The organism is Paenibacillus sp. GCM10012306 (assembly GCF_042649265.1).
Taxonomy (GTDB): domain Bacteria; phylum Bacillota; class Bacilli; order Paenibacillales; family Paenibacillaceae; genus Paenibacillus_AQ.
Map to the genome: position 1 here is coordinate 425705 of NZ_JBHRYW010000002.1, position 21987 is coordinate 447691.

At 40.1% G+C, this 21987-nt stretch carries 27 protein-coding genes and 1 riboswitch; of the genes, 21 read left to right on the top strand and 6 right to left on the bottom strand.

Features of this window, described 5'->3' with window-relative positions; all coding sequences use genetic code 11:
* Positions 1-222: 222 nt before the first annotated feature.
* The 17 genes from ACFORK_RS05605 (at position 223) to ACFORK_RS05685 (ending at position 14785) form a co-directional block, all read left to right on the top strand.
* Positions 223-990 (top strand): ABC transporter ATP-binding protein, encoded by a 768-nt coding sequence (locus ACFORK_RS05605; protein WP_379196518.1) that lies wholly within the window; start codon positions 223-225, stop codon positions 988-990.
* A complete protein-coding gene (locus ACFORK_RS05610) occupies positions 990-3473 on the top strand; it encodes an ABC transporter permease (RefSeq protein ID WP_379196520.1) in 2484 nt (827 codons plus the stop codon). The genes ACFORK_RS05605 and ACFORK_RS05610 overlap by 1 nt, the downstream gene beginning before the upstream one ends.
* A 311-nt stretch (positions 3474-3784) precedes the next feature.
* Positions 3785-4036 carry a DUF255 domain-containing protein gene (locus tag ACFORK_RS05615; protein ID WP_379197120.1) on the top strand — a complete coding sequence of 84 codons (252 nt, stop codon included), beginning with the start codon at positions 3785-3787 and terminating at the stop codon, positions 4034-4036.
* 122 nt (positions 4037-4158) lie between these two features.
* The gene (locus ACFORK_RS05620) at positions 4159-4899 is read left to right on the top strand and encodes a cyclase family protein (RefSeq protein WP_379196522.1); all 741 of its coding nucleotides are present in this window, start codon (positions 4159-4161) and stop codon (positions 4897-4899) included.
* Between the two features lie 244 nt (positions 4900-5143).
* Positions 5144-5635 carry a hypothetical protein gene (locus ACFORK_RS05625; RefSeq protein WP_379196524.1) on the top strand — a complete coding sequence of 164 codons (492 nt, stop codon included), beginning with the start codon at positions 5144-5146 and terminating at the stop codon, positions 5633-5635.
* 185 nt (positions 5636-5820) lie between these two features.
* A complete protein-coding gene (locus tag ACFORK_RS05630) occupies positions 5821-6066 on the top strand; it encodes a hypothetical protein (RefSeq protein ID WP_175372575.1) in 246 nt (81 codons plus the stop codon).
* Between the two features lie 41 nt (positions 6067-6107).
* Positions 6108-6629: a GNAT family N-acetyltransferase gene (locus ACFORK_RS05635; RefSeq protein ID WP_379196526.1), complete on the top strand. Its 522-nt coding sequence runs from the start codon at positions 6108-6110 to the stop codon at positions 6627-6629.
* Positions 6630-6823: 194 nt separating this feature from the next.
* The gene (locus tag ACFORK_RS05640) at positions 6824-7306 is read left to right on the top strand and encodes a DUF2975 domain-containing protein (RefSeq protein WP_379196528.1); all 483 of its coding nucleotides are present in this window, start codon (positions 6824-6826) and stop codon (positions 7304-7306) included.
* Between the two features lie 10 nt (positions 7307-7316).
* On the top strand, positions 7317-7544 hold the full coding sequence (locus tag ACFORK_RS05645) for a helix-turn-helix domain-containing protein (RefSeq protein ID WP_379196530.1): 228 nt from the start codon (positions 7317-7319) through the stop codon (positions 7542-7544).
* Between the two features lie 169 nt (positions 7545-7713).
* Positions 7714-9270, top strand: a complete 1557-nt coding sequence (locus ACFORK_RS05650; RefSeq protein ID WP_379196532.1) for an ABC-F family ATP-binding cassette domain-containing protein — start codon at positions 7714-7716, stop codon at positions 9268-9270.
* Between the two features lie 276 nt (positions 9271-9546).
* Entirely contained in the window at positions 9547-9975 is a 429-nt protein-coding gene (locus ACFORK_RS05655) for an NUDIX hydrolase (RefSeq protein ID WP_379196534.1), read from the top strand.
* A 46-nt stretch (positions 9976-10021) separates the two neighbouring features.
* Positions 10022-10441 (top strand): VOC family protein, encoded by a 420-nt coding sequence (locus ACFORK_RS05660; protein ID WP_379196536.1) that lies wholly within the window; start codon positions 10022-10024, stop codon positions 10439-10441.
* Positions 10442-10669: 228 nt separating this feature from the next.
* Complete coding sequence (locus ACFORK_RS05665) at positions 10670-11134, top strand: OsmC family protein (protein WP_379197122.1); 465 nt, start codon at positions 10670-10672, stop codon at positions 11132-11134.
* Positions 11135-11156: 22 nt separating this feature from the next.
* On the top strand, positions 11157-11702 hold the full coding sequence (locus tag ACFORK_RS05670; protein WP_379196538.1) for a GNAT family N-acetyltransferase: 546 nt from the start codon (positions 11157-11159) through the stop codon (positions 11700-11702).
* 251 nt (positions 11703-11953) lie between these two features.
* Positions 11954-12538 (top strand): non-canonical purine NTP pyrophosphatase, encoded by a 585-nt coding sequence (locus ACFORK_RS05675; protein WP_379196540.1) that lies wholly within the window; start codon positions 11954-11956, stop codon positions 12536-12538.
* A 30-nt stretch (positions 12539-12568) separates the two neighbouring features.
* Entirely contained in the window at positions 12569-13753 is a 1185-nt protein-coding gene (locus ACFORK_RS05680; RefSeq protein WP_379196542.1) for an MFS transporter, read from the top strand.
* Positions 13754-14011: 258 nt separating this feature from the next.
* Positions 14012-14785: an SPL family radical SAM protein gene (locus ACFORK_RS05685; RefSeq protein WP_379196544.1), complete on the top strand. Its 774-nt coding sequence runs from the start codon at positions 14012-14014 to the stop codon at positions 14783-14785.
* Between the two features lie 100 nt (positions 14786-14885).
* On the opposite strand, the gene ACFORK_RS05690 is transcribed toward ACFORK_RS05685, so the two are convergent.
* Positions 14886-15293 carry a hypothetical protein gene (locus ACFORK_RS05690; protein ID WP_379196546.1) on the bottom strand — a complete coding sequence of 136 codons (408 nt, stop codon included), beginning with the start codon at positions 15291-15293 and terminating at the stop codon, positions 14886-14888.
* A gap of 25 nt (positions 15294-15318) precedes the next feature.
* The gene (locus tag ACFORK_RS05695; RefSeq protein WP_379196548.1) at positions 15319-15948 is read right to left on the bottom strand and encodes a hypothetical protein; all 630 of its coding nucleotides are present in this window, start codon (positions 15946-15948) and stop codon (positions 15319-15321) included.
* A 16-nt stretch (positions 15949-15964) separates the two neighbouring features.
* Between ACFORK_RS05695 and ACFORK_RS05700 the strand changes: the two genes are divergently transcribed.
* The 4 genes from ACFORK_RS05700 (at position 15965) to ACFORK_RS05715 (ending at position 18117) form a co-directional block, all read left to right on the top strand.
* The gene (locus ACFORK_RS05700) at positions 15965-16129 is read left to right on the top strand and encodes a hypothetical protein (RefSeq protein WP_379196550.1); all 165 of its coding nucleotides are present in this window, start codon (positions 15965-15967) and stop codon (positions 16127-16129) included.
* Between the two features lie 108 nt (positions 16130-16237).
* Positions 16238-16735 (top strand): DinB family protein, encoded by a 498-nt coding sequence (locus tag ACFORK_RS05705; RefSeq protein ID WP_175372586.1) that lies wholly within the window; start codon positions 16238-16240, stop codon positions 16733-16735.
* Positions 16736-16812: 77 nt separating this feature from the next.
* Positions 16813-17799 carry a helix-turn-helix transcriptional regulator gene (locus ACFORK_RS05710; RefSeq protein WP_379196553.1) on the top strand — a complete coding sequence of 329 codons (987 nt, stop codon included), beginning with the start codon at positions 16813-16815 and terminating at the stop codon, positions 17797-17799.
* Between the two features lie 9 nt (positions 17800-17808).
* Positions 17809-18117 carry a putative quinol monooxygenase gene (locus tag ACFORK_RS05715; RefSeq protein WP_175372588.1) on the top strand — a complete coding sequence of 103 codons (309 nt, stop codon included), beginning with the start codon at positions 17809-17811 and terminating at the stop codon, positions 18115-18117.
* Between the two features lie 176 nt (positions 18118-18293).
* Here ACFORK_RS05715 and ACFORK_RS05720 read toward each other — a convergent pair whose 3' ends face one another.
* The 4 genes from ACFORK_RS05720 to ACFORK_RS05735 form a co-directional block, all read right to left on the bottom strand.
* The gene (locus ACFORK_RS05720; RefSeq protein ID WP_379196555.1) at positions 18294-18770 is read right to left on the bottom strand and encodes a GNAT family N-acetyltransferase; all 477 of its coding nucleotides are present in this window, start codon (positions 18768-18770) and stop codon (positions 18294-18296) included.
* Between the two features lie 5 nt (positions 18771-18775).
* Positions 18776-19348: a DJ-1/PfpI family protein gene (locus ACFORK_RS05725; RefSeq protein ID WP_379197124.1), complete on the bottom strand. Its 573-nt coding sequence runs from the start codon at positions 19346-19348 to the stop codon at positions 18776-18778.
* Between the two features lie 58 nt (positions 19349-19406).
* Positions 19407-19486, bottom strand: a riboswitch (ZMP/ZTP riboswitch).
* Between the two features lie 358 nt (positions 19487-19844).
* On the bottom strand, positions 19845-20438 hold the full coding sequence (locus ACFORK_RS05730; protein ID WP_379196557.1) for a chloramphenicol phosphotransferase CPT family protein: 594 nt from the start codon (positions 20436-20438) through the stop codon (positions 19845-19847).
* 392 nt (positions 20439-20830) lie between these two features.
* Positions 20831-21871, bottom strand: a complete 1041-nt coding sequence (locus ACFORK_RS05735) for a cupin domain-containing protein (protein ID WP_379196559.1) — start codon at positions 21869-21871, stop codon at positions 20831-20833.
* Positions 21872-21987 lie beyond the last annotated feature (116 nt).

Consider the following 21987-nt stretch of genomic DNA (forward strand, 5'->3'; position numbering starts at 1 on the left):
CAGTCTATATGTACAATTTGAGTCTAGGTTCTCATCGTTTGGATCCAGTTAGATTTGCAGACGTCATATTAGTCATGGATCGTGGACAAATCATAGAAAAAGGGTCACACGATCAATTCTTTGAAAAGAAGGGTGCTTACTACAGTATGTATATTAAACAGATGAATATGTACAAAGACTCACCGGATAAACATCAACGGGTATAAGGGGGGAGAATAAAACATGGATAGCTCATATATTATGCAGGTTGAAGACTTAGTCAAGACCCACAGCACTTCGAGCGTTACAGTTAATGCTTTGCAGAAGCTGACAATGAGTGTGAAGAAAGGCGAATTTATAGTGATAATGGGTACCAGTGGTTCCGGAAAAAGTACTTTACTGAATATTATCGGTGGATTAGATTCGCCCACATCGGGTCGTATATTTATTGGAGGCATGGAAATAAGCAAGCCACAGCAGGAATCATTTTTCACCAAATATCGACGCTCTTCTGTCGGTATTGTGTTTCAATCATACAACTTAATTGCGTCCTTAACCGTTGAGGAGAACGTCGCACTGCCACTAGTTTTAGATGGACAGGCTCCATCGCAAATCAAGAATCGGGTCGAATCAATCCTTGAACTGGTCGGACTGAGCGAAAGAGGGAATCATCGTCCATTCGAGCTATCTGGCGGACAGCAGCAGCGGGTGGCACTTGCTAGAGCAGTCGTTAAAAATCCTGAAATTTTACTTGCCGATGAACCGACAGGCAACTTGGATCATCATACCACTACTGAGGTGATGGAACTTCTGCTTAAACTCAAACGGAATTTAAATCAGACTATTCTTCTCGTGACTCATGATCCGTTGGTTGCTAGTTATGGAGATCGAATCCTTTTTATGAGTGACGGACAAATTAAGAATGAACTTATTGTTAAGGATGTCGCGGAGAGTGAACGTAACCGCATGATTATCCAGCAACTCTATCAAACGGATAGGATTGTTTTATAATGATCTATCGTTTGATCGGTATTGCCATCCGATTGGCATCATCAGCTAAAAGTAAGCTTTTTTTCTCCATAATAAGTGTATCGCTAGCGGTTGGAGTAATGTGTAGTACTCAGATCATTATTCAAAGTATGAATCACTCTTTTGATAGAGAAATTAAAAAGCTCTATGGTGAAATGGATGTTATGGTCGGTCTGCAGTCAGGTAAAGTGCTTGAGAACGGGCAACTTGAAAAGATGGTGGAGCAGAGAGGAATTTTAGACTACTCAAAGGTCTTGGTTAATCCTGTCCTAGGTGAGTCATATTACTACGTTGGAGTGGACAATACAAAACTAAGTAAAGAACTTTATAAATTCACAGTCCCTCTAGATGACAATCAAATCGTCTTAACACAGGGATTTGCAGATAAATTATCTGCATCTGTTGGAAAGTGGGTTACTCTACCCACACACAACCTTTCTCAAAAGAAATGGAAAGTCGCTGAGATTATACCGGATATTCGTGGGATTTCCGCTCCTGATGTGGTCATTTTTCCAATGCGCTCTTTGCAAGCTTCTTTAGGCGTGGACGGAGCTAATTTGGTGTTGTTGAACTTAGAGGACGGTGTAGATACAAATGAAGTGTTGTCAAGTATTGAGGCAAAGCTTCAGTTACCGTTAAAATCAGAAATCGTATCACAAACAGAATTTGTTCAAAAGAATGCAGCTAACTTACAATGGACAGGTGGTATTTTAAGTTTTTTATCGTTGAGTATGGCTATAGCTTTCATATTTAGTAATTTTCGGCTGATGATGTTGGATTATCTTAGACAGCTAGTTATTCTTCAAGCTAATGGAGCCAATAAACGTCAGTTATTAACGATTATTTTGACTCAACTCATACTGGTAGTGATGATGGGGAGTCTACTTGGAATGATTCTGTCCATCGGTCTGGTAAAAGGGTTCGGTGATCTGATTGCCAAAGCATTGAGTATAACCACAGACAGTATTACTATAAATATATTTTCCGTGGTAGGTCAAGCTACATTAGCAGTCTGCCTCTTTATTCTGCTCTTGATGATTCCAATCCGTCGAGCCTTTTATCGGTTGCCATTAGTTCACATTGGCGAGGCAAGTCAAGCTGAATATATTAAAACCCCTAAACTTAAAAAAATATGGATTATACTTGGGTTAGTAGGACTATTACTTCAAATCTATGGCTTAATTGCCTCTTCTGGTTCAATACCCAAGATTGTAAGTGGTGGACTTCTTGTTTTTATTTCCTTTCTTGCAATAGTTCCAGTGTTATTTCAAAAAATGCTTGCGAGCCTAACGCGATTACTTGAGCGCCAGCGTGCACGTGAGTTAGTTCTATCTACAGCTTATTTACGTACTTATGCTAATCAAAATCGTTTAATTCTGTATTTGATTTCTCTATCTATCGCAGTTCCACTCTTAGGATTATCTATATATGGAACAATTAAAGCTAATACGGTTGAGAGAGTGGAGAAGGAATACGTTAGTGATATCGTGCTGATGAATCATAAAAGGGGAATGTCTACTTTGCCATTATCCCTGGCGAATGATATCCAAAATATAGAAGGTGTTAAGGGATTTATTACAATAACTACAGAGAATTCTGTTAATATTGCAGATCCATTGGGCATGTCAGGAGACCCAGTTCAATCCTTTACTTATATGAGGGCTCCACTTGCCGAACTTCAAAAAAGAGGTCTTTTACCACCTTTAGGTGAAGTGAATGATGCTGTCGTACTTACGAAAAAGTATGTAGATAAGCTTAACCTTGCCAAAGGAGATTTTATTCAGCTTGTAGATCCAGAAGGAGTAATTACCGCCAAAACATTAAAAGTTACTGCAGTAGTAAAGGAAGATCTACCAGGTTCATGGGGTTTCTTATACGGTGCTTATGTAGATACAAACAATTCAATGCTGCCTACAGAGCAAGATTATCTACTGACAGGGTTGATATTCGTAAAGCCTGGAACTAAAGACGATGTCTTAGTAAAATTACAACAATTTAAGAATCAGTATCCATTACTAGAAGCTTCGGAAAAGGATTCGGCATTAGCACTTGAGGAAAATCAAATTAACCAACGTTACTATCTTATACTAGCTATTGCAGTGGTATCTGGTGTAATTGGGCTTATGGCGCTATATAATACGTTGGCGGCGTTCTACCGATCACGACAAAGGGAGCTAGCCATTCTGGTAAGTTTAGGAATGTCCCGCGTGCAGACTACTCGGGTGCTACTATTGCAGACGGGATTATTCAGTTTGATGGCTGCTATTATAGGTGTGATCACGGGTGTATATCTATCTCTAACTGTTCTAACAGTTCTTGGCGGGATAGGTGAAACCATTATAATCTCTTGGGTAGGAATAGCTTTGGGGATCGTTTTCCTTCTAGCTTACAGCTTTTTGATTTCTTGGTTGATTGCCCGGCATATGAACTCCAAAATATTAATTGAACGTTTACGTGTGGAGTGAGGTTTAGCCATAGATTGAGAGGAACTGGATCAGGTGAATAATCCTTTGCTCGTTGAATTAGCACAGTATTTTTACCTTAAAGCCTACCTTTGAAGCTCCGAGACTCGATGTACTCCATGTTAGAACTGTGTGATTATTCCTTTGAGGATGTTAAGGAACGGATAGTGAATATGGAGTAACATGAAATTAACAGCTTCATTGCAATATCAGACTGCCTGATGATAATCAACCGCTTAAGCTTAAACTTAATGATTTACGATTTTAAGAAGCCATCAATCACCGTGTTTGATGATGATTGGTGGCTTTTTTATATGCGGTGTTGCAATCGGGTGAAAATTTCAGTAACACTAGTTCCATGCAATTCAAAAATTACTCAAAAAATTAGCCCCCCAAAGTCGTCTTACTTGCTGCAAAACGCTCATAATCCGGTGAACTGGTTCCCTTGGTCAGAAGAAGCTTTTGAAATCGCCAAGCGCGATAACAAGACCGTCTTCTTATATATCGGTTATAGCTATTTATTGACCCACACATACCTGTCATTGAAGAGATGCTTATGTGATTAAACTATGTAGGAACTTCTGCTTTGAGCAGGAGTTTTTTGTTTGTAATTATAGTTATAGACGTAATAGTATTCCATTTAATAGTATGATAGAAATAACATTTAACCAGACTTGGAGGTAGTTTTTTGAAATCGACTGATATTATACATAACTTTATGAATTATTTTAATCAACTTAAAGCCTATGATATTTCACCGACATTCGAAACTAATATGCCTGGATTTCATAATCATCCCTCACTCGGCATTGTGGAGAATCATCGCAATTTTTGCCACCATGGTTATTATGCACAAACCTTAATTATTTCAGAGCACACGGGTTCTCATGTTGATGCCCCTGTCCATTGTCATGGAGAACAAGCAACGATTGATCAATTGCCCGTCGATTGTTTAATTGGTCCTTATAAGAAATACGATCTTGCGTCCTTTGCTCCTGAGGCAGGTAAACCAGTTGAATTAGAAATCATTAAAGAAATAGAAGAGCGTGATAAATTCTCCCTTCAGGCAGGAGATATTGTTCTTATTGATTTTGGTTGGGACAAATATTACACGCCAGACAGTAGTGGTAATGAAAGAGAATGGTGGGGTAAAAATGAACCTGGTCTAACCAACGCAGTATGCAAATATTTTAGTGAGGCAGGAATTAAAGCAATTGGGGCAGATACCCCGGGTGTAGATATTTGCATGTTAGATGGGAAAATTCTAAGTGCTCCTGGTCATGTGGAATATTTTTTGCCGAACAATATTTTAATTATGGAGGGATTCAGTAGAATGAGCCAAGCTCCTGCAATTGGGGTTTTTATGGCACTTCCATTGAAGATCAAAAATGGTTCAGGATCTCCTATTCGTCCTATGTTGTTGGCCTAGATCTAACAGAGCACTCCAACTGTGTCGCTGAAGCTAACGAAATACAATGAAAACCTATGATAACAAGCTACAGACAATATAGATTCTGTCAGAGGGATGGAGATACAAAATGATAATAGCTGAGGGTGTGGCAATAATTCCGTTGAAAATTGCTATCATGAACTCTTTTAATAATACGCTAGTTATAATATCCAAAAGAATTATGGGGTGAAATATGAAGTTTTTTTCAAAGAAGGATAATGAAATGAAACAAGATATATTATCCTTTGATATGGAAGTAGACATAAGAAAAGTATATAAAAATATAACGAAACACAAAGGAAGAATGGTTCCTATTGTAGATTGGAGGATTGCATTATATATAAATGGAGAAAAATTGGATCAAGATGAAGTGTTTGTTGAAAACGAATTTTTCGAATCATTACTTTGTCCGGGAAAGTATCCTATGTTCACATGTACTTGCGGCATATTTGGTTGTGGAGGGTACTATGTTGAAGTCATCCATGAGGTTGAAAACGTGTTTTGGTTAACTGAACATTCACCTTTTATGGATCGATCCATAAAGACTATTAATAAATTTTCTTTTTCATGGGGAGAACTAATTAATTTTTCAGAAGAGTTAATACAAAAATTAGAGGAACTCAAAAAAATAATGGCTATAAATGGCTTGGAATTTCAATCTGATATAGAACGATACAGGGGAATAATTGAAGAGATAAATTGGCGAACTAAATGAATAAGTATTTTACTCGGGTTATCATTCCTTTGTTGTCTTACAATTTGGTGATATGAAGTTATCGATTATAATAATCATAAGGGATTTGAAATATGGGTAACCGAATATCCATTTTAGCAGAAACCAATCGAGATATAGAAATTTTGAGCAGTAGGTCATAGGAAATTAACCCCAGGAGGAACAGGATGTCAAAAGAATATTCGCGCATGTATATTGAAAGTGTAAAGCTTGAGTTGTTAAACAGGCTCGGATTGAAGCAGGTTTATTTTAAAGGACAAAACGGTGATGATCTGCTGTATGAGGCAACGGGTTTTGACAGAGGAACTGAGCATAAATTTTGCGTCAGAACGAAGAAGGGAACCATCGATGAGCTGGTTGGGGGCAAATGGATGAAAGTCCGTAGCTTCACGATTAAAAGTAAAGAACAATAACAAAATATGATTGCTTACTTTGAAAAATGGAGAACGTTGAAATGATTATAAAAATGACCTACTCCAATATAGATGATTATAACAACTCAAACGAGAGTTTCATCGTTTCTGGTCGAGTGATCCCTAAGTATGAAGATGGAAAATGGTCTTATACGAAAGAGATATTTTCTCAAACATACTTAAAGCAATATGAGAATGAAGATATCGATACATCTTATATTGAAGATCCAAGAAAAGCTATTTTTTTATATTACGATGGTGATATCTGCGTTGGACGGATTAGACTTCGTTCTAATTGGAATGGGTATGCTTTCGTTGATGACATTGGGGTATCCAAGGAGTGGCGACAGCAAGGGATTGGAACGAAGTTATTAGAAAAATCTATAGCGTGGGCAAAGCAAAATAACCTGATTGGGCTTATGCTTGAAACACAAGATGTGAATGTGTCTGCTTGTGATTTTTATGCAAAAAACAATTTTGTAATCGGTGGGGTTGATAGTATGCTTTATTCAAATTTCCCAACAGCTAATGAAAAGGCGATTTTTTGGTACTATAAGTTTTAGTTATTACTGTTGAAGAATATAGAAGTGCATAATGAAAGTTCAACTCATGCATATTTCTTAAGGTAACCGTACACGGTTGCCTTTTTTATTCTTTATAGCAATAAAAATATATTTATTTTCGAAAATTATTTATTGTAAAACGATAAATACCGTGTTAAAGTCTAAATAAATTCAATGATAAGTGAGGGACTTTTATGAAACTTGGAACAACACTTTTTTTAAAGGCAGCGGTGTTTATAATTGCACTTCCAGTTCTTGCTATATGCATCTTTTTGGTGCCCGAGATCGTGAAGTTTGTAGCAGAGTTGTATCCAGATATGTCTTATATCAAATATCTTGCCTTTATCGTTTTTTATGGATCAGCAATTCCTTTTTACTTTGCGCTGTATCAAGCGTTGAAGCTTTTGGGCTATATTGACAAGAATGAAGCGTTCTCTGAACTATCCGTCAGCGTGCTGAACAAAATAAAATACTGTGCAATCACAATCAGCGGTTTGTATATGCTTGGCTTGCCCTTGTTCTATCTTATCGCGCAGAAAGTGGATCCCCCGGGGGTGCCAGCGATTGGAGTAATCATAATTTTTGCCTCGATGGTGATTGCTGTGTTTGCTGCTGTTCTCCAAAGGCTTTTACAAGAGGCAATTGCTATAAAATCTGAAAACGATTTGACAGTCTGAGGTGAAAATAATGGCCATTATAATCAATGTTGATGTGATGTTGGCGAAGAGAAAAATGAGCGTAACAGAACTTTCCGAGAGGGTAGGAATCACGATGGCTAACCTCTCCATATTGAAGAACGGAAAGGCAAAAGCGATTCGATTATCCACGTTAGAAGCGATCTGTAAGGCTTTAGATTGTCAGCCAGGAGATATTTTAGAGTACAAAAGTGACGAAAACTCCACCACTATAGATTAAAGGGTTGTACATATTTGTAGGATCAACCGCAAACAAATGCCAATATCTATGGACTTGTACGAGATAATGTACAGGTTCTTTGTTTATTTTTAATATCTGTATGGAGTTGAGCGGCGAGAACCTTTATAATATGACGAGGATACTTTATACAAGGAACAGGAGTTAATTCATGAGTATATTAAATGTAGAGAAACTAAGTCACGGGTTTGGAGATCGTGCAATTTTCACGGATGTATCCTTTCGACTGCTGAAGGGCGAGCATATTGGTCTGATCGGTGCCAATGGTGAAGGTAAATCCACCTTCATGAACATCATCACCGGCAAACTTCAGCCGGATGAAGGTAAAGTTGAATGGGCCAGACGCATGCGGTCGGGCTATCTGGATCAGCACGCTGTGCTTACAAAAGGACAAACCATGCGCGATGTTCTGCGCGGGGCGTTCCAGTATCTGTTCGATATGGAGCAAGAGATGAACGATATGTACGGCAGAATGGGCGACGTGTCCCCGGAGGAACTGGAGCAGCTGCTGGAGGATGTCGGAACGATTCAGGATACACTGACGAACCAAGATTTCTATATGATCGACGCCAAAATCGATGAAACGGCTCGCGGGCTGGGTCTTACAGACATCGGTCTTGACAAAGACGTCCATGATCTCAGTGGCGGTCAGCGGACTAAAGTATTGTTGGCCAAGCTGTTGCTTGAGAAACCAGACATTTTGCTCCTTGACGAGCCTACGAACTATCTGGATGAGCAGCATATCGTATGGCTTAAGCGGTATTTGCAGGAGTACGAGAATGCCTTCATCCTGATCTCACATGACATTCCGTTCTTGAACAGCGTCATCAACTTGATTTATCATATGGAAAATCAGACGTTGTCGCGTTATGTGGGCGATTACGATTACTTCCAGCAAGTATATGAAGCGAAAAAGCAACAGCTTGAATCCGCCTTTAAACGCCAGCAGCAGGAAATTGCGGACCTCAAGGACTTCGTTGCCCGGAACAAGGCCAGCGTAGCTACCCGGAATATGGCGATGTCCCGGCAGAAGAAGCTGGATAAGATGGATGTTATCGAAATTGCTAAGGAAAAGCCGAAGCCGCAATTCAATTTCAAGTCCGGGCGTACTTCAGGCAAGGTAATTTTTGAAACAAAGGATCTCGTAATTGGCTACGACTCACCGCTGTCCAGACCTTTGAACCTGAGCATGGAGCGTGGACAAAAAATAGCGCTTGTCGGCTCGAACGGAATCGGTAAAACTACACTGCTGCGAAGCATTCTCGGCCAAATTCCAGCGATTTCTGGTTCCGCCAAACTTGGTGACCTGCTAGACATTGGTTATTTCGAACAGGAAATAAAGGAAGCGAACTACAACACCTGTATCGAAGAAATTTGGAACGAGTTCCCGTCCTTCACACAGTTTGAAATTCGGGCGGCTTTGGCCAAATGTGGTCTGACGACTAATCATATTGAGAGCAAGATAGCGGTCCTGAGCGGCGGAGAGAAAGCTAAAGTCCGCTTGTGTAAGCTGATTAACCGCGAGTCGAACCTGCTCGTATTTGACGAGCCTACCAACCACTTGGACGTGGATGCGAAAGACGAGCTGAAGCGTGCTCTTCAGGCGTATAAGGGCAGCATTTTGCTGATCTCCCACGAACCTGAATTTTACCAAGATATCGTGACAGAAACATGGAACTGCGAATCGTGGACGACAAAAGTATTTTAAAGTGCAACAAAGAGGCTGCCTCATAGAGGTAGCCTTTTTTATTTGGACTAGCGAGAACGCTTCATAACTTTTCCAACTTAGTAGTGGTTGCTATCGTTAAAATTGGGTGGGAACTTGCAAGTAGGAGCGGCAAAATTTAGTGGAGTTATACTTTTCCAGTACATGGTATAATAAGACAAAAATTCGTGGGGCATTCCAACAGGAGGGGGTACATAGCAATACGCCAAAATAGTTAGAACGATGTTGAAAAATCAATAACAGAAAGGATGTTAATCATTGAAAAGAATCGATGTCACTTATGTACTTATAACTGATCTTTCTAAATCTAAAGTTCTTATGGTACACAATATAGATCGAGATAGTGATAGTTGGTCTCTTCCAGGAGGTACTGTAGAGCACAATGAAACTTTAGAGCAAGCAGCAATTAGAGAAGCGAAAGAAGAAACGGGTTTAGATATTGAAGTATTTGGATTAGTAGCCTTAAATGAATGCAAGTTTGAAAAGCAAAATGAACATGCCCTATTTTTCACATTCAGAGCTGCAGTGATAGGTGGAAACGAAGAAATTGTAAGACCTGAAGAAATCTCAACCATTGCCTGGATCGATATTGAAAAGGCTGAAGAATTAATGCCTTATTACCAAGAAGGCCTTAGGAAATTAATTGAAGGCAATGAAGTTACATATCTAAATCAGGGTAGCGAGTAATATGGCATCTGAATAGAAAGCGATGATTAGGGGGGCTCTTTAAACGATGTCAAAGCTAATGCGAGTAGGCACGATTTATTTACCTGTAACGAACCCTGGATTATCTGCAAAATGGTTTTGTGAGAAACTACATGCTGAACTAAGTTATATAGATGAAGGAAATAATCATGCCATTCTTAATTTAGCTCACCAAAGCTTTATCTTAATTCAAAGTGCGCAGGGCACTCTCGCTAACTTTCAGACTATTAATGACGGTCTAATGTTTCCATTATCATTTGAAGTAAACGGGATAGAAGCGTTAATTGAGCTGCACAAGGAATTATCGGATAACGGTGTATCCGTTGGAGACATTGAAGATAGAGGGCATTCGGGAAGGAATTTTATTATTACGGATCCTGACGGGAATAAGTACGACGTCTGGAGTGAGTTGTCCATCGAATTTAAGGAGAAGTACAACATCATTTGAGCTTGAAAAGTGATTTTCACATTTAAAATAGCTCTTTCAAGCGTGAAACTTACGTCTAGATGGATTTGAAGCTGGTGGCATATACACACAAATTTGTGTTTTTTCTAAATGGTACAATTCCGTTGGGAGAGTCTAAGCTCTCTCTTTTTGAGCTGACTAGAAATTCTCCTTCCTGGAGCGCTATGGTATGATGGAATGAATCGGAGATTATCGAAAGGAATGAGTGAGTTGAAACATCCTTTTCATCTAAAAGCAGTATGGAATGGTGGACGTAATAGTGAAGGACATATCGATGCAGGCGGATTAAAAACAATCATTTCGATTCCGAAGGAGATGGGTGGCCCGGGAACGGGTACTAATCCTGACGAAATGCTGCTGGGAGCAGCGTCAACCTGTTATCTAATTACGCTGGCAGCGATGCTTGAGCGTGCGAATATTACACCACAGGATCTGACACTGGAGTCTGAAGCGACTGTAGATGTAACGAATAACATATTTACGTACGAACGGATCGTACACAAACCACGAATTGTGCTGAAGAGCGATGCAACAGAGGCTGAATTGAGCAAGGCAGAGCAACTGGCACATAACGCAGAAGCATCCTGCATGATCTCCAGAGCCGTAGCGGGTAATGTCTCCATCGAGACACAGCCGGTTATTGAAATAGCAGAGGGCGTTCCATATTCAGAGTAAATGAGAAAGTGAGAGTAGATAAATGACGACCAATGGAGTAGAGATTAGAGAGGCCATATCTGAGGATTTGGAGCAAATAGAAAAGATATTGTCTGCGTGTAAACGTGATCTGGAACAGAAGGGCATTTATCAGTGGAATGATCAGTACCCTAATACAGCCTACTTTTTGGAGAAACTAGAACATAGAGAACTGTATGTAATTGAACATGAGGACGAAATTGCAGGATCATTTGTACTGGATGAACATGCGATGCCCGAGTGGGAAGAAGTGAAGTGGCGGTTTAAGCAGGGGAGATATCTCCTCTTGCATGCTTTGTTCATTAATCCGCTGATTCAAGGAAAAGGGTTAGGGAATAGAGTACTGGACTTTTTTGAGGAGACGGCTGTGAAAGGACAATATGACGGGATTCGGCTTGATGTATTTTCCAAAAACGAGGCTGCCTTAAAGTTCTATACGAAAAGGGGATTTGAGCATCGAGGAGATGTCATTTTGCCCTTTAAACCGGTGGATAATCAAATATACGCATGTTATGAAAAAATACTGCGGACAAGCCCGCTGTCATCTTAAAGCTTCTTTTTTAAGCAAGCTATTGCAATAAGAATAACCCAAACCGTTCCAATTCCTACGAATTGAAGCCGTTTGGGTTATTTCTTTTTCTGGCCGGACTTTATTCAAAAACACATAGAAAGTGAGTTAAATTAACACTCAGATTATATAAATGATTTAATGTTTTAATGAACCATTATATTACATATTAAACCATAATAAGTTATATAAAAATTTTATTCATAAATTTCAGAATCAAAAAGGAGCGTAACATGAGGATACTGCTAGCAACATGGAACAATTCTAAGAAACAATGGTTAACGGAGGGTCTTGCTTCTCTGAATCTTCCAATTCTAACATTAGAAGAGTATGAGCACGGGGATATTGATGATGTCGAGGAGACTGGAGATACCTGTGAGGCTAATGCTTTACTAAAGGTGCGAGCAGTACCCGGCGATGATAATTTAATCATTATTGCAGAAGATTCAGGCCTATTTATTGAGGTGCTAGACGGTTTTCCAGGTGTGAAAACTGCAAGATGGATGGAAGGTAGTGATGATGATCGGGCGGCACAAATTTTAATCAAAATGAAAAATTGTATGGACCGTAAAGCTTATTTTCAAAGTGCGCTTGCGGTTATATTTCCTAATGGAGAACAGAAAGTCGTGGAAGCTAAACTGCACGGAGAGATCGCTTTTGAAGCAAGGGGAAGCTGGAAATCAGGCTATTCACGAATTTTTGAAATATCCCCAGGGAAGACGGCTGCTGAAGTAGAGACTAATGAGGATGAACAGCATGACCACAGAAGATCCGCGATCCAAAAGTTGAAACAGGTTATTCAGGCCTATAAAGGTTAATTTGGAAGGGAGAAGGTATGGAGAGTAAGGATGAATACTAAAAATAGGGTTATTGGAATCGCTCTATTAACTGGGGTAGCTGTCTTAGGAGATGCAATGTTATTTGTCGTTCTCCCTATTTACTGGAGAGAATTTGGCTTAAGTGCAGTGTGGCAGATTGGAGTGTTACTCTCCATAAATCGCTTTATCCGCCTCCCGGTTAACCCATTGGTGGGGATATTTTACAAGCATTTTCAATTGCGAACAGGCGTATTATTGGCACTCGGGCTTGCTTTAATCACGACAATATCTTACGGGTTATTGCATCATTTCTGGTACTTACTCATTATGCGTGCATGCTGGGGAGTGGGGTGGTCTCTTCTTCGTCTAGGCGGCTTTCTAACCTTGGTGAATATTACGAACGAAACCAATAGAGGGAGATACACCGGTCTCTATAACGGGATATGGGGACTTGGATCATTAGTCGGCATGCTATGTGGAGGGTTTCTGGTAGACCAAACCTCAATTTTATTTGTGACCCTTCTATTTTCACTAATAGGCTTGCTATTTGTCCCGCTGGTATGGATGATGATCCCTTTGCAAGCTGAACATCAGGACGAGGAACGAGCTCAATTGTCTGGAACGCGTATCGGCTCTCCTTATTTACACATGTTATTCATAACTGGAGGAAGTATCGGTTTAGTTATTTTCGGATTGTTCTCTTCTACATTAAGTCCTTTGATCGGGCGTGTGTATACTAGTGAATGGGATGCTTTCGGCTTCATGATTGGAGCAGCAACCCTTGCAGGAGCTATTCAAGCTATACGCTGGGGCTGGGAACCTTTTTTGGCTCCTTTTTTCGGAAAAATCATTGATTCCAGTTCATCAAAATACCGTTTGCTGCTGCTTCCTTTATTCCTGGCTGGATGTTTATTTATCCTGTTAGGGAACCTGCAATCGATTGGACTGCTGCTTATCTGTTTGCTGATCTTCCAGATCAGTTCTACCTTACTAGTTACAGCTACCGATACGTTTGCCGCTAATGCTGCAGCACGTACTGACCGAGTGAAAGCTATGACCATATATACCATCTTCGTTGATGTAGGGGCGGCTTTAGGACCGTTGCTTTCATACTTCATTATGAGTGTCTATAATGTCTCTGTTGTTTATTTGTTTGCTGGAAGCTTCTTGCTGCTCCTTTTTATGGCTTGGATAATATTTGCTAATAATGATTAAATTTCCAACCGAGAGCGTTTGGGTACTTTCTTTTTCTTGCGGATTTGACGGTCTGAGCTCCATTGCACGAATCTTCGATGACCAAACAATATTAGTAGAGAAAATCCCTGGATCACAATGATCCAGGGATGTGTAATTTGTATAGGTATTTTTTTCAAGACCTTATTCAACATCATAACAAATTGGCGAATATAAGTCTATATTTTTTTCGGGAATAGATGTACTATCTTCCTATAAATGGATTGAGGAGGATGGGAAATGCTTAAAGAGATTCTAGTTAGCAAGGCAATGACATATGAATATCCGCCAGACGGAGGAACGGTACCCATTATTGATCCCTATGATGGATGTACGGTGGGTTGTCCATATTGTTTCCAGTTAGAAGATGAAGAGTGGAACATTGACTTAAAGGTTAAGCTTAATATCGCGGATATTCTCCAAGATGAATTGATGAACTGGAATAAAGAAGATACTGTGTATCTAGGAAGCAAGTGTGATCCCTATATGGAGATTGACCGGAAATATCAATTAACTAGGAAATGTCTGATTGAACTAAGCAAGTTGAACCTAAAGTGCATGGTAACTACGAAAGCAGGATCAAAGCTGATTTATAGAGACCTTGATGTAATAAAAGCGATGGGTAACAAGTTCACTCTGCTCTTAGGACTATCTAATCTACAACAATTGAAGCAGGTGGATGACTATACACTAATAAGTAATATACAGACAGCCAATGAGTTACATAGAATGGGAATTCGTGTTTGGGCATTTATTACGCCGATTTTGCCTGGAATCACTAATGTAGAGTTAATGATGAATGCTCTTGATAAGGATATACCGGTGTTCCTGGATAAGGTTAGATTAAATAGAGAAACCAAACCTGCACTAACCTTGGAACGCTTCATTAATAAACACTATCCGGAGCTGGCTAATCAATATCAAGACATCATCTATAATGATGTTGATATTTACTATGATCAGGTAAGAGCGATGTGGGACGGGGATCAGCGAGTAAAGTTTGTTTTTGAGTAAACAAGCCTCTAGAACAAGTTATGCATCATATGGGTTTGATATTAAAAGAACGAACTGGATTGTCAGTTCGTTCAATTCATGCTCTGCCAAAGCTGAGTTATTAACTATCCTTTTTTTTAATAATTACTTCGTTTTCTTCAATTTTCACTTGATACTCAACAACTTTGTCTTTTTCAAATTCTTCGCGAAATTCTTTACTTACTGAGTAATTTTTTTTTGGATTAAGTGTAATCTTAAACGCATGTTTTCCATTATTAATACTGAACTTCGCGGCCTCTCCAAGGTTGATATTACTATCAATTAAAGAATTAATCTGATTGTTATTTTTTTCTTCAACAGTTACAACTACACTTTTCAAAAATAATGGACTGTTATTAGTAATCATCAAATTATACTCTTTATCATTTGGTACTGCTGTATCACTTGAAACATCGGAGCTAGTTCCTTTACAACCTGTTAATAAGACTAAAAACATTAAGAATATAGTTAACCGTTTTTTTACAGTCATTAGCTTGTCCCTCCAATCTTATATTCTATTGTGCATCGACAAAATTGAAAAAACTGATTGGTTCTAAGGGTGCTAAACTGTGTGCGTATTTATCAAAAAAGAGTTTTATTTCCGGTTGAAAAATTATACTCCCTTGTTTCTTTATGATATATGTACTTTGGATTTCATAAATCTTTAGTCCGTTTAATTTTTCTTCATCCACTTTACCTCTATACTCTTCCTTTATTTGCTCTTCTGTATATATGTCAGGATTAACTTTCACATTCACTATTTCTATAAAGTTCCTTATTTCATCAGGGTAAATCAATTCTGCTCGGATATCATTAGTAATAATATGATTTAAATCTAAAATTTTATAAGAGTAAGAATACTCCTTTCCTAATATCACTTTATTCTTGGGAGCTATCGGTGATTCCATTATGGAAATCCCATTTTGCTCTCCAGAATAAAATTGTAAGTATAATGGATTTATGTTTCTTTTTATTATTCTCTTATCTATATCAATTATGATTTTATCAAAAACTTCTTCATTCATTTTCAATATATTATCAGAAGTTAACCTTAAAGAAAATCCACCCTTAAGTAAAATAGGATCAGATAATTTCCATTTTATATCTTCTGCACTAAATGCACTACCTGGATATGCTATACCCAACGGAATCCCAGCCCAAATGGTCGTCGTAAAGGAGTTTGATGGTTGTAGGATTTACCTGAGAAATGGGGATTGGAAAATAGTCATTCAAGGAAGCGCTAACGGTGCGGGTGGCGGTGAGGCCACGGTAATTCCGTTTACAGAAGACGAAGCGATGAGCATTGCTAGGTCCATTAAATGGTAGATCGAAAATTATTTTTCCAGACCAACGAACAATCACTGACCGTAACTGTCAGTGATTTTTTTGTATGCTTGTAAAGCCTAAAGCCAATGATGAAATGGAGGAATAAATATGTTTACTAGAATTGAAGATTTTGTGGTGGAATGGACAAGGGAAGCGGAAATAACCGCCAATGTACTAGATGCACTTACTGAAGATTCTCTTGGTCAGGAGGTTATCGAAGGCAGACGAACTCTTGGACAAATCGCCTGGCATCTGGTTCACTCACTGCATTTCATGACATCATTGGGTCTCGTATTCGATGCTCCTTCCGGAGGCGAAGTGGCTCCAGCTTCTGCAGCGTTTATAGCCTCGGAGTATCGGAGGATTAGCGGGGAACTTGTGAATGCCGTTCGAACACAGTGGAATGACGCTACGTTGCACGAATCGGTTATCATTCACCAGGAAGCTTGGTTGAACGGAGGTTCCCTTCGATTCACGATGATGCACCAAGCGCACCATCGCGGACAGATGACGGTTCTCATGCGCCAAGCTGGCCTTCAATTGCCTGATGTCTACGGTCCGACTTACGACCATTGGATCGAGAAAGGGATAGCTCCCTTAGTCTAAATTCCTTTACAATGGAACTATTAGAAAGGGCAGACGATATGCTCTTTCAAGAAAAGCTTTAGGGAGTGAATAACGGCATGTCCAAAGCGGATAATATGCTATCCATTCTGTGGCTCCTTCGTTCAGGGAAGCGGGTGACGGCGCAGCAGCTTGCGGACGAATTGGAGATTCATGTTCGCACAGTATACCGATGTATTGATTCATTGTGTGCCAGCGGAGCCCCGATTATTGCCGATTCCGGTCCAAACGGCGGTTATCGACTTCTCGGAGAGTTCATAGATTCCCCGCTGCTCTTCGATTCCGAAGAGCAAATTGCGCTCGTACATGCATCCGTCTTTGCCCAGGAAGCGGGCTATCCGTTCACGGAAGCGTTAGTACGTGCGGTCGATAAACTGAAGCTGTACACCAATGAAGAGCAGCTCGAATGGATAAACAGACATAGCAAGGGGCTTGCAGTGATCCAGACACCCGCGCAAGGTAGAGAGCTTGAGTTCCTCCAACACTTGGAGGAGGCAGCAGCCCATGGAGAGTCGTTGAAGTTGGACTACGCCAAAGGAGCAGATCTGGCTTCCAGCCATCGGGTCCTAGATCCTTACGGTATTGTGCATTGGAAAGGAAATTGGTACGTTGTCGGATTTTGTCATTTGAGACAAGAGATTCGCAGCTTCCGCGTGGATCGTATAGTTCATTTGGAAGCAGCAAATACCCGTTTCGAGCGTCCAGCAGCTTTTTCCCCGCGAGATTTCCTCTTGCACTCTTTACTACCAAATCCACTGGAAACTGAGACGCAAGTCATCGTAAGAATCCAGGGACACGAACGCGCACTAAACGAAATATGCAAGCACTGGTTATTCGGACATTCAATACTCGAACGCAAGCCGCCCGGTGAAGTTCTCTTTCAGTTAGAGGAGCAGTCGCTAAGATACGTGCCGTACTTTCTTCTACCGTTCGGGAGGTCACTTAAGATCCTTGAGCCGCCAATGCTGATCGATCGAATGATGGAGGTCAGTCTGGAAATGTTTCAGCACTATGAAGGGATGCAAAAAGATAAAGAGAAAGGATGAAGAAATAAAATGAACAAGTTTACGATGTTTGGTAAAATGACGGCCCACCCTGGAAAGCGGGAGGAACTCACCTCATTATTGCTGGAGGCTTCCCGGAGTCTCAATAATATGGAGAGCTGCGAGCTCTATATTATCAATGAATCCGTAGATGATCCTGATGTGATCTGGGTGACCGAACTGTGGCGTGATGCTGAGGCTCATGCTGATTCTCTCAAGAACGAAGAAGTACTTGCCGTCATACAGCGCGCGAAGCCTCTAATCGCAGCAGTCGAGCCGGTTCGACTTCGTCCTGTGGGTGGTAAGGGATTGGGCGTGTAATGCAGGGCTGAATATAGTACAAGTTTTTGCTTGATTGTTTGATTAACAAGAGAAAGAGAAGTGGGGCTGTCGCTATTACTGTCCCCACTTTTTAAGTATTCTTTTTTTGTCACCGTTGTTAACGTTCATTAGAGGACATCTCCATTTTGCCAGCCCACTCTGTACTGATTACTCCTTCATAAAAATGTTCTAGCAAAAGTGACCCTATCGTAATCGGATTCAAAAAAATCTTTCTCGTAATTAACCATTTCAAAGCCAATATTTCTATAGAACATCAATGTGGCTTCATTTCCAACATGACCCAATGTATAAAGGATAACTTGCTTATTGCCCAGCTCACTTATTTTGCCGCAAATATGATTAATTAAGGCGTTCCCAATCCCTTGGCGCTGAAAATTTTTTGATACAGCAACACCAACTATTTCGTATAAGCCAAGTTCATCATTGAGTATATATCCTGCATGACCGATTACTTCACCAGTATTTGCTAAACTAACATAGTACCCACAGAGTTCATAATCCTGTACTATCAAAAATGTATGCCAGCGTGGGGGATATTTGTCTATGATAAACTTGGGGAACTGAAGAGGGTGCTCGGTCATGATTTTTTCAACATGAACTTGGTCGTTTTTCACCAATGATCTAATACTCAATATAGTTACCTCCTTGCAGGATAATATGGATAATCCATCTTTTCTTGAACTTGTCGAACCACGTTGTCGTTGGTAAGCGTTTCTATTAAATATAGCCCCAAATCAATTGAAGCGGACACTCCTCCCCCTGTAAAAACATTTCCATCCCTTACGAAACGCTCTTTAACAACCTCGGAGCAATAAGGTGCTAAAAGTTCATATGCGGATGTATTTGTCGTCGCTTTTTTCCCGTTTAAAAAACCAGCTGCACCCAAAATCAATGCCCCTGTGCATACGGACACCTTGTATTCAACATCTCGTGCAGTCTCAATCCATGAAATAAAATTAGTGTCGTATCTAAGTTGTCTTGTTGATAATCCTCCAGGAATAAATATCAAATCATAGATTGATAAATCAGGTAAGACATGATCAATTTTTAAAGTCAAACCCCGATCGTCTGTGATCTGTTCTTTATTCGAACAAAAATCCCATGATACATTTTCTTTTGCCTTTAAAATTCCCATCCATGTCACAGCTTCATAAAAACCTACAAAATCCAACGTAGTCATCTTGTCGAAAAGAATGTAAGCCATTTTCATCACTAGCACCTGACCTCTCCCAATGAAAAATAAAAAAAGTATTTGATCGAAAGATCAAATACTTTGCCCAGGCGTACGGCGTTATGAATATGTGCTCCCTCGTGGTTCTCCACGTTTACGCCAGTTGCACACACCAAATATTTACTTTATTGTATTTGAGGAATCCAAATAAAACAAGAAATAAAATAATCTAATCTATTCATTGTACCAATGAAAATTATCTGTACTGAGTTGTATACATATAAGGTTCACGAACAAAATGAAAAGCAAGGACTGGACCGACCACGTTTCCCGGGAGTATCTGTTTAGACGCAATTTGATTCAATAGTCCGTCGATAAGGGGATCCCAGCGATTACTTTCGACCTCTTTATGCCGGAATTTGGGTTGATATACGGTTATGACGATGAGAAGCAAATATTTCCGAAATCTTGTGGGCAGACCGAGGGGGCAATAGCCCCAATGCTTGATTATGTTGTTATCTGATGCATTTGCCTACTATGAAACACTAATCTCTCTTTTACTTAATTTCTTAAATGCTGAGTAACCCTGATCGGACTTAATAAAACTTAATATTTTATCGGCACATTCGATTGGACTCAACTTTTCCGTATTTACTTCAAGATCATATTCATTATAGGAATATACTCTGTCGAACTGGGAATGTGCTAGTCCAATTAATCGATCTCCCCTACTTTGCTCTCTTCTTGTGAGTTCTTCTTTCGAGCATCGTACGCCTACAAACAATATAGGATAATCAACAAGTAAATCATAAAAATCATTAAAATACTTGTCGTTTGCGATTATGGTATCTACTATTACATTAAAACCTAGTTCTGATAACAATTTAATTGTGGAATGGTACACTGATAATATGGAATCATCAACTATTTGTGAGACAACTTGATGATCTATTCCTCTTGGAGGTTCATCTGGAAATTTATTATTAACAAAATCATTGTAATTATTAAAAATATCATCAATTGATAAATGATAAAAAGGAATCTCTTTCTGATTTATCAGTTCAGTCGATATGGAGGTCTTTCCAGAACTTGACGTTCCGTTCAAAAACACAATGAGTCCTTGATTCACATGAATCACCCTTATCTATAAGATTTTCGTTTCATTCAGACAACCTTAATTCAACAAATTTCATTAGATTATCCAACTGGTAAAATATTCGAGGAACGTTTAAACTATCCTGCCAGATAGCTTAATGAATTTTGGGAGGAGTGCCCTCACATGGTATTTTTAGAAAAAAATTGTGCGGAGCGAAGGAGGGTAAACTCTGCCGTAACATCAGAAACCAATTCATTCGGCAATGGGTATAGCTAATTAAAAGCCTTACAAGCCCCGTAGAGCATAATAAAAGAGCCGCCCTTTATCGGTGGCTCTGCTTATTTCAGTCCTTATACAACCCCTCAATGGCTCTTAGCCTGTCTTCCTCTGTGGGCTTGAAGTAACGCAATATCATGTCAGCTGAACTATGACCGCTTCTTACCTTGATCCGGAGCAATGAAAAGGGTGTCGTTCGGCAGTTTTGCTGCTTCTTCCCTGGACATTTCAAGATTTGTAGACAGCACGTCAATGGGGTTGCCCGCAAGCCATTCGCTCAGATCAATTGCTTCGTAGTGGGCATTGTTGAATCCAATTAATACGCGGCAGACTTCCTCGCCTGTATTTTTGATATAGTGACCCGCACCCATCGGGGCATAACCAACGTCCCCTGCCTCAAACTGCTCTGTAACCGAATTGCCTTCTGCCAGAAATACAGTCATTTCAGCTTGTCCGCTGATATAATATTGCCATTCATCCGCATTAGGATGCCAATGCATCTCTCGTAGTGCACCCGGCTGAAGTTCGATCAGTGACCCCGACATCGTGGATGAGATGGGAAAGTCTTCGACCGTCACAGTACGCTGGGTTCCACCTCCGGGAGCACGCCGAGGCTGCTTGGCACTCAGGGGATAACGGTGTGTTGATGTTAGCTCTGAATTGCGGCGATATGTTCCGTTCGAGGAGCTGTCATTCGGTACAGGTCCTTTGACAAAATACGATTCTCCTTGAGGGAGCTGCGCTGCCCGTTCTTCGGTAATACCGAGATTTTGGGCGACAATGTTGTCAGGTGTTTGGGTTAAGAAATCCGTGATACTAAAGGTATGTTCCTCCGAGAAATCCCCATTATCAAAAATCAGAATAAAGTGACATTCTTCTGGACCCAGTCCCTGAATGGAATGGCCATAACCACGCGGGAAATACCAAACATCTCCTGGCTCAAACGTATCGGTATACGTGTGTCCGTCAGGATGAATGACTGTCGTACGACAGGAGCCACTGATGACATAAACCCATTCTGCTGCATTAGCATGCCAATGCAGTTCACGCATACCTCCCGATTCTAATCGCATGGATACACCAGCAAGGCCCACGGAAGCGGGGAAATCCCGAACTGAAGCTCCGCGTGAAACCCCGCCCGTGCCAGTGTGAGGTTTTTTTTGTTCAAGTCGGTATTTGTAAGAGGTCATGGTAGGCGCTCCTTATTTCGAATTTGCGTATACATGTAAATAGATTGATATAGCGTTATTATTACCCACATCTTATGGAAACGATTCAGAGCAGGGAGATTGTAAGTTGGAAGTGG

Bases quoted from the DNA above. Each gene is read 5' to 3' on its own strand.
- ACFORK_RS05605 (WP_379196518.1), top strand. From the start codon at position 223: ATGGATAGCTCATATATTATGCAGGTTGAAGACTTAGTCAAGACCCAC.
- ACFORK_RS05610 (WP_379196520.1), top strand. From the start codon at position 990: ATGATCTATCGTTTGATCGGTATTGCCATCCGATTGGCATCATCAGCT.
- ACFORK_RS05615 (WP_379197120.1), top strand. From the start codon at position 3,785: ATGCGGTGTTGCAATCGGGTGAAAATTTCAGTAACACTAGTTCCATGC.
- ACFORK_RS05625 (WP_379196524.1), top strand. From the start codon at position 5,144: ATGAAACAAGATATATTATCCTTTGATATGGAAGTAGACATAAGAAAA.
- ACFORK_RS05630 (WP_175372575.1), top strand. From the start codon at position 5,821: ATGTCAAAAGAATATTCGCGCATGTATATTGAAAGTGTAAAGCTTGAG.
- ACFORK_RS05635 (WP_379196526.1), top strand. From the start codon at position 6,108: ATGATTATAAAAATGACCTACTCCAATATAGATGATTATAACAACTCA.
- ACFORK_RS05640 (WP_379196528.1), top strand. From the start codon at position 6,824: ATGAAACTTGGAACAACACTTTTTTTAAAGGCAGCGGTGTTTATAATT.
- ACFORK_RS05645 (WP_379196530.1), top strand. From the start codon at position 7,317: ATGGCCATTATAATCAATGTTGATGTGATGTTGGCGAAGAGAAAAATG.
- ACFORK_RS05650 (WP_379196532.1), top strand. From the start codon at position 7,714: ATGAGTATATTAAATGTAGAGAAACTAAGTCACGGGTTTGGAGATCGT.
- ACFORK_RS05660 (WP_379196536.1), top strand. From the start codon at position 10,022: ATGTCAAAGCTAATGCGAGTAGGCACGATTTATTTACCTGTAACGAAC.
- ACFORK_RS05670 (WP_379196538.1), top strand. From the start codon at position 11,157: ATGACGACCAATGGAGTAGAGATTAGAGAGGCCATATCTGAGGATTTG.
- ACFORK_RS05675 (WP_379196540.1), top strand. From the start codon at position 11,954: ATGAGGATACTGCTAGCAACATGGAACAATTCTAAGAAACAATGGTTA.
- ACFORK_RS05680 (WP_379196542.1), top strand. From the start codon at position 12,569: ATGAATACTAAAAATAGGGTTATTGGAATCGCTCTATTAACTGGGGTA.
- ACFORK_RS05685 (WP_379196544.1), top strand. From the start codon at position 14,012: ATGCTTAAAGAGATTCTAGTTAGCAAGGCAATGACATATGAATATCCG.
- ACFORK_RS05690 (WP_379196546.1), bottom strand. From the start codon at position 15,293: ATGACTGTAAAAAAACGGTTAACTATATTCTTAATGTTTTTAGTCTTA.
- ACFORK_RS05700 (WP_379196550.1), top strand. From the start codon at position 15,965: ATGGTCGTCGTAAAGGAGTTTGATGGTTGTAGGATTTACCTGAGAAAT.
- ACFORK_RS05705 (WP_175372586.1), top strand. From the start codon at position 16,238: ATGTTTACTAGAATTGAAGATTTTGTGGTGGAATGGACAAGGGAAGCG.
- ACFORK_RS05710 (WP_379196553.1), top strand. From the start codon at position 16,813: ATGTCCAAAGCGGATAATATGCTATCCATTCTGTGGCTCCTTCGTTCA.
- ACFORK_RS05715 (WP_175372588.1), top strand. From the start codon at position 17,809: ATGAACAAGTTTACGATGTTTGGTAAAATGACGGCCCACCCTGGAAAG.
- ACFORK_RS05725 (WP_379197124.1), bottom strand. From the start codon at position 19,348: ATGAAAATGGCTTACATTCTTTTCGACAAGATGACTACGTTGGATTTT.
- ACFORK_RS05735 (WP_379196559.1), bottom strand. From the start codon at position 21,871: ATGACCTCTTACAAATACCGACTTGAACAAAAAAAACCTCACACTGGC.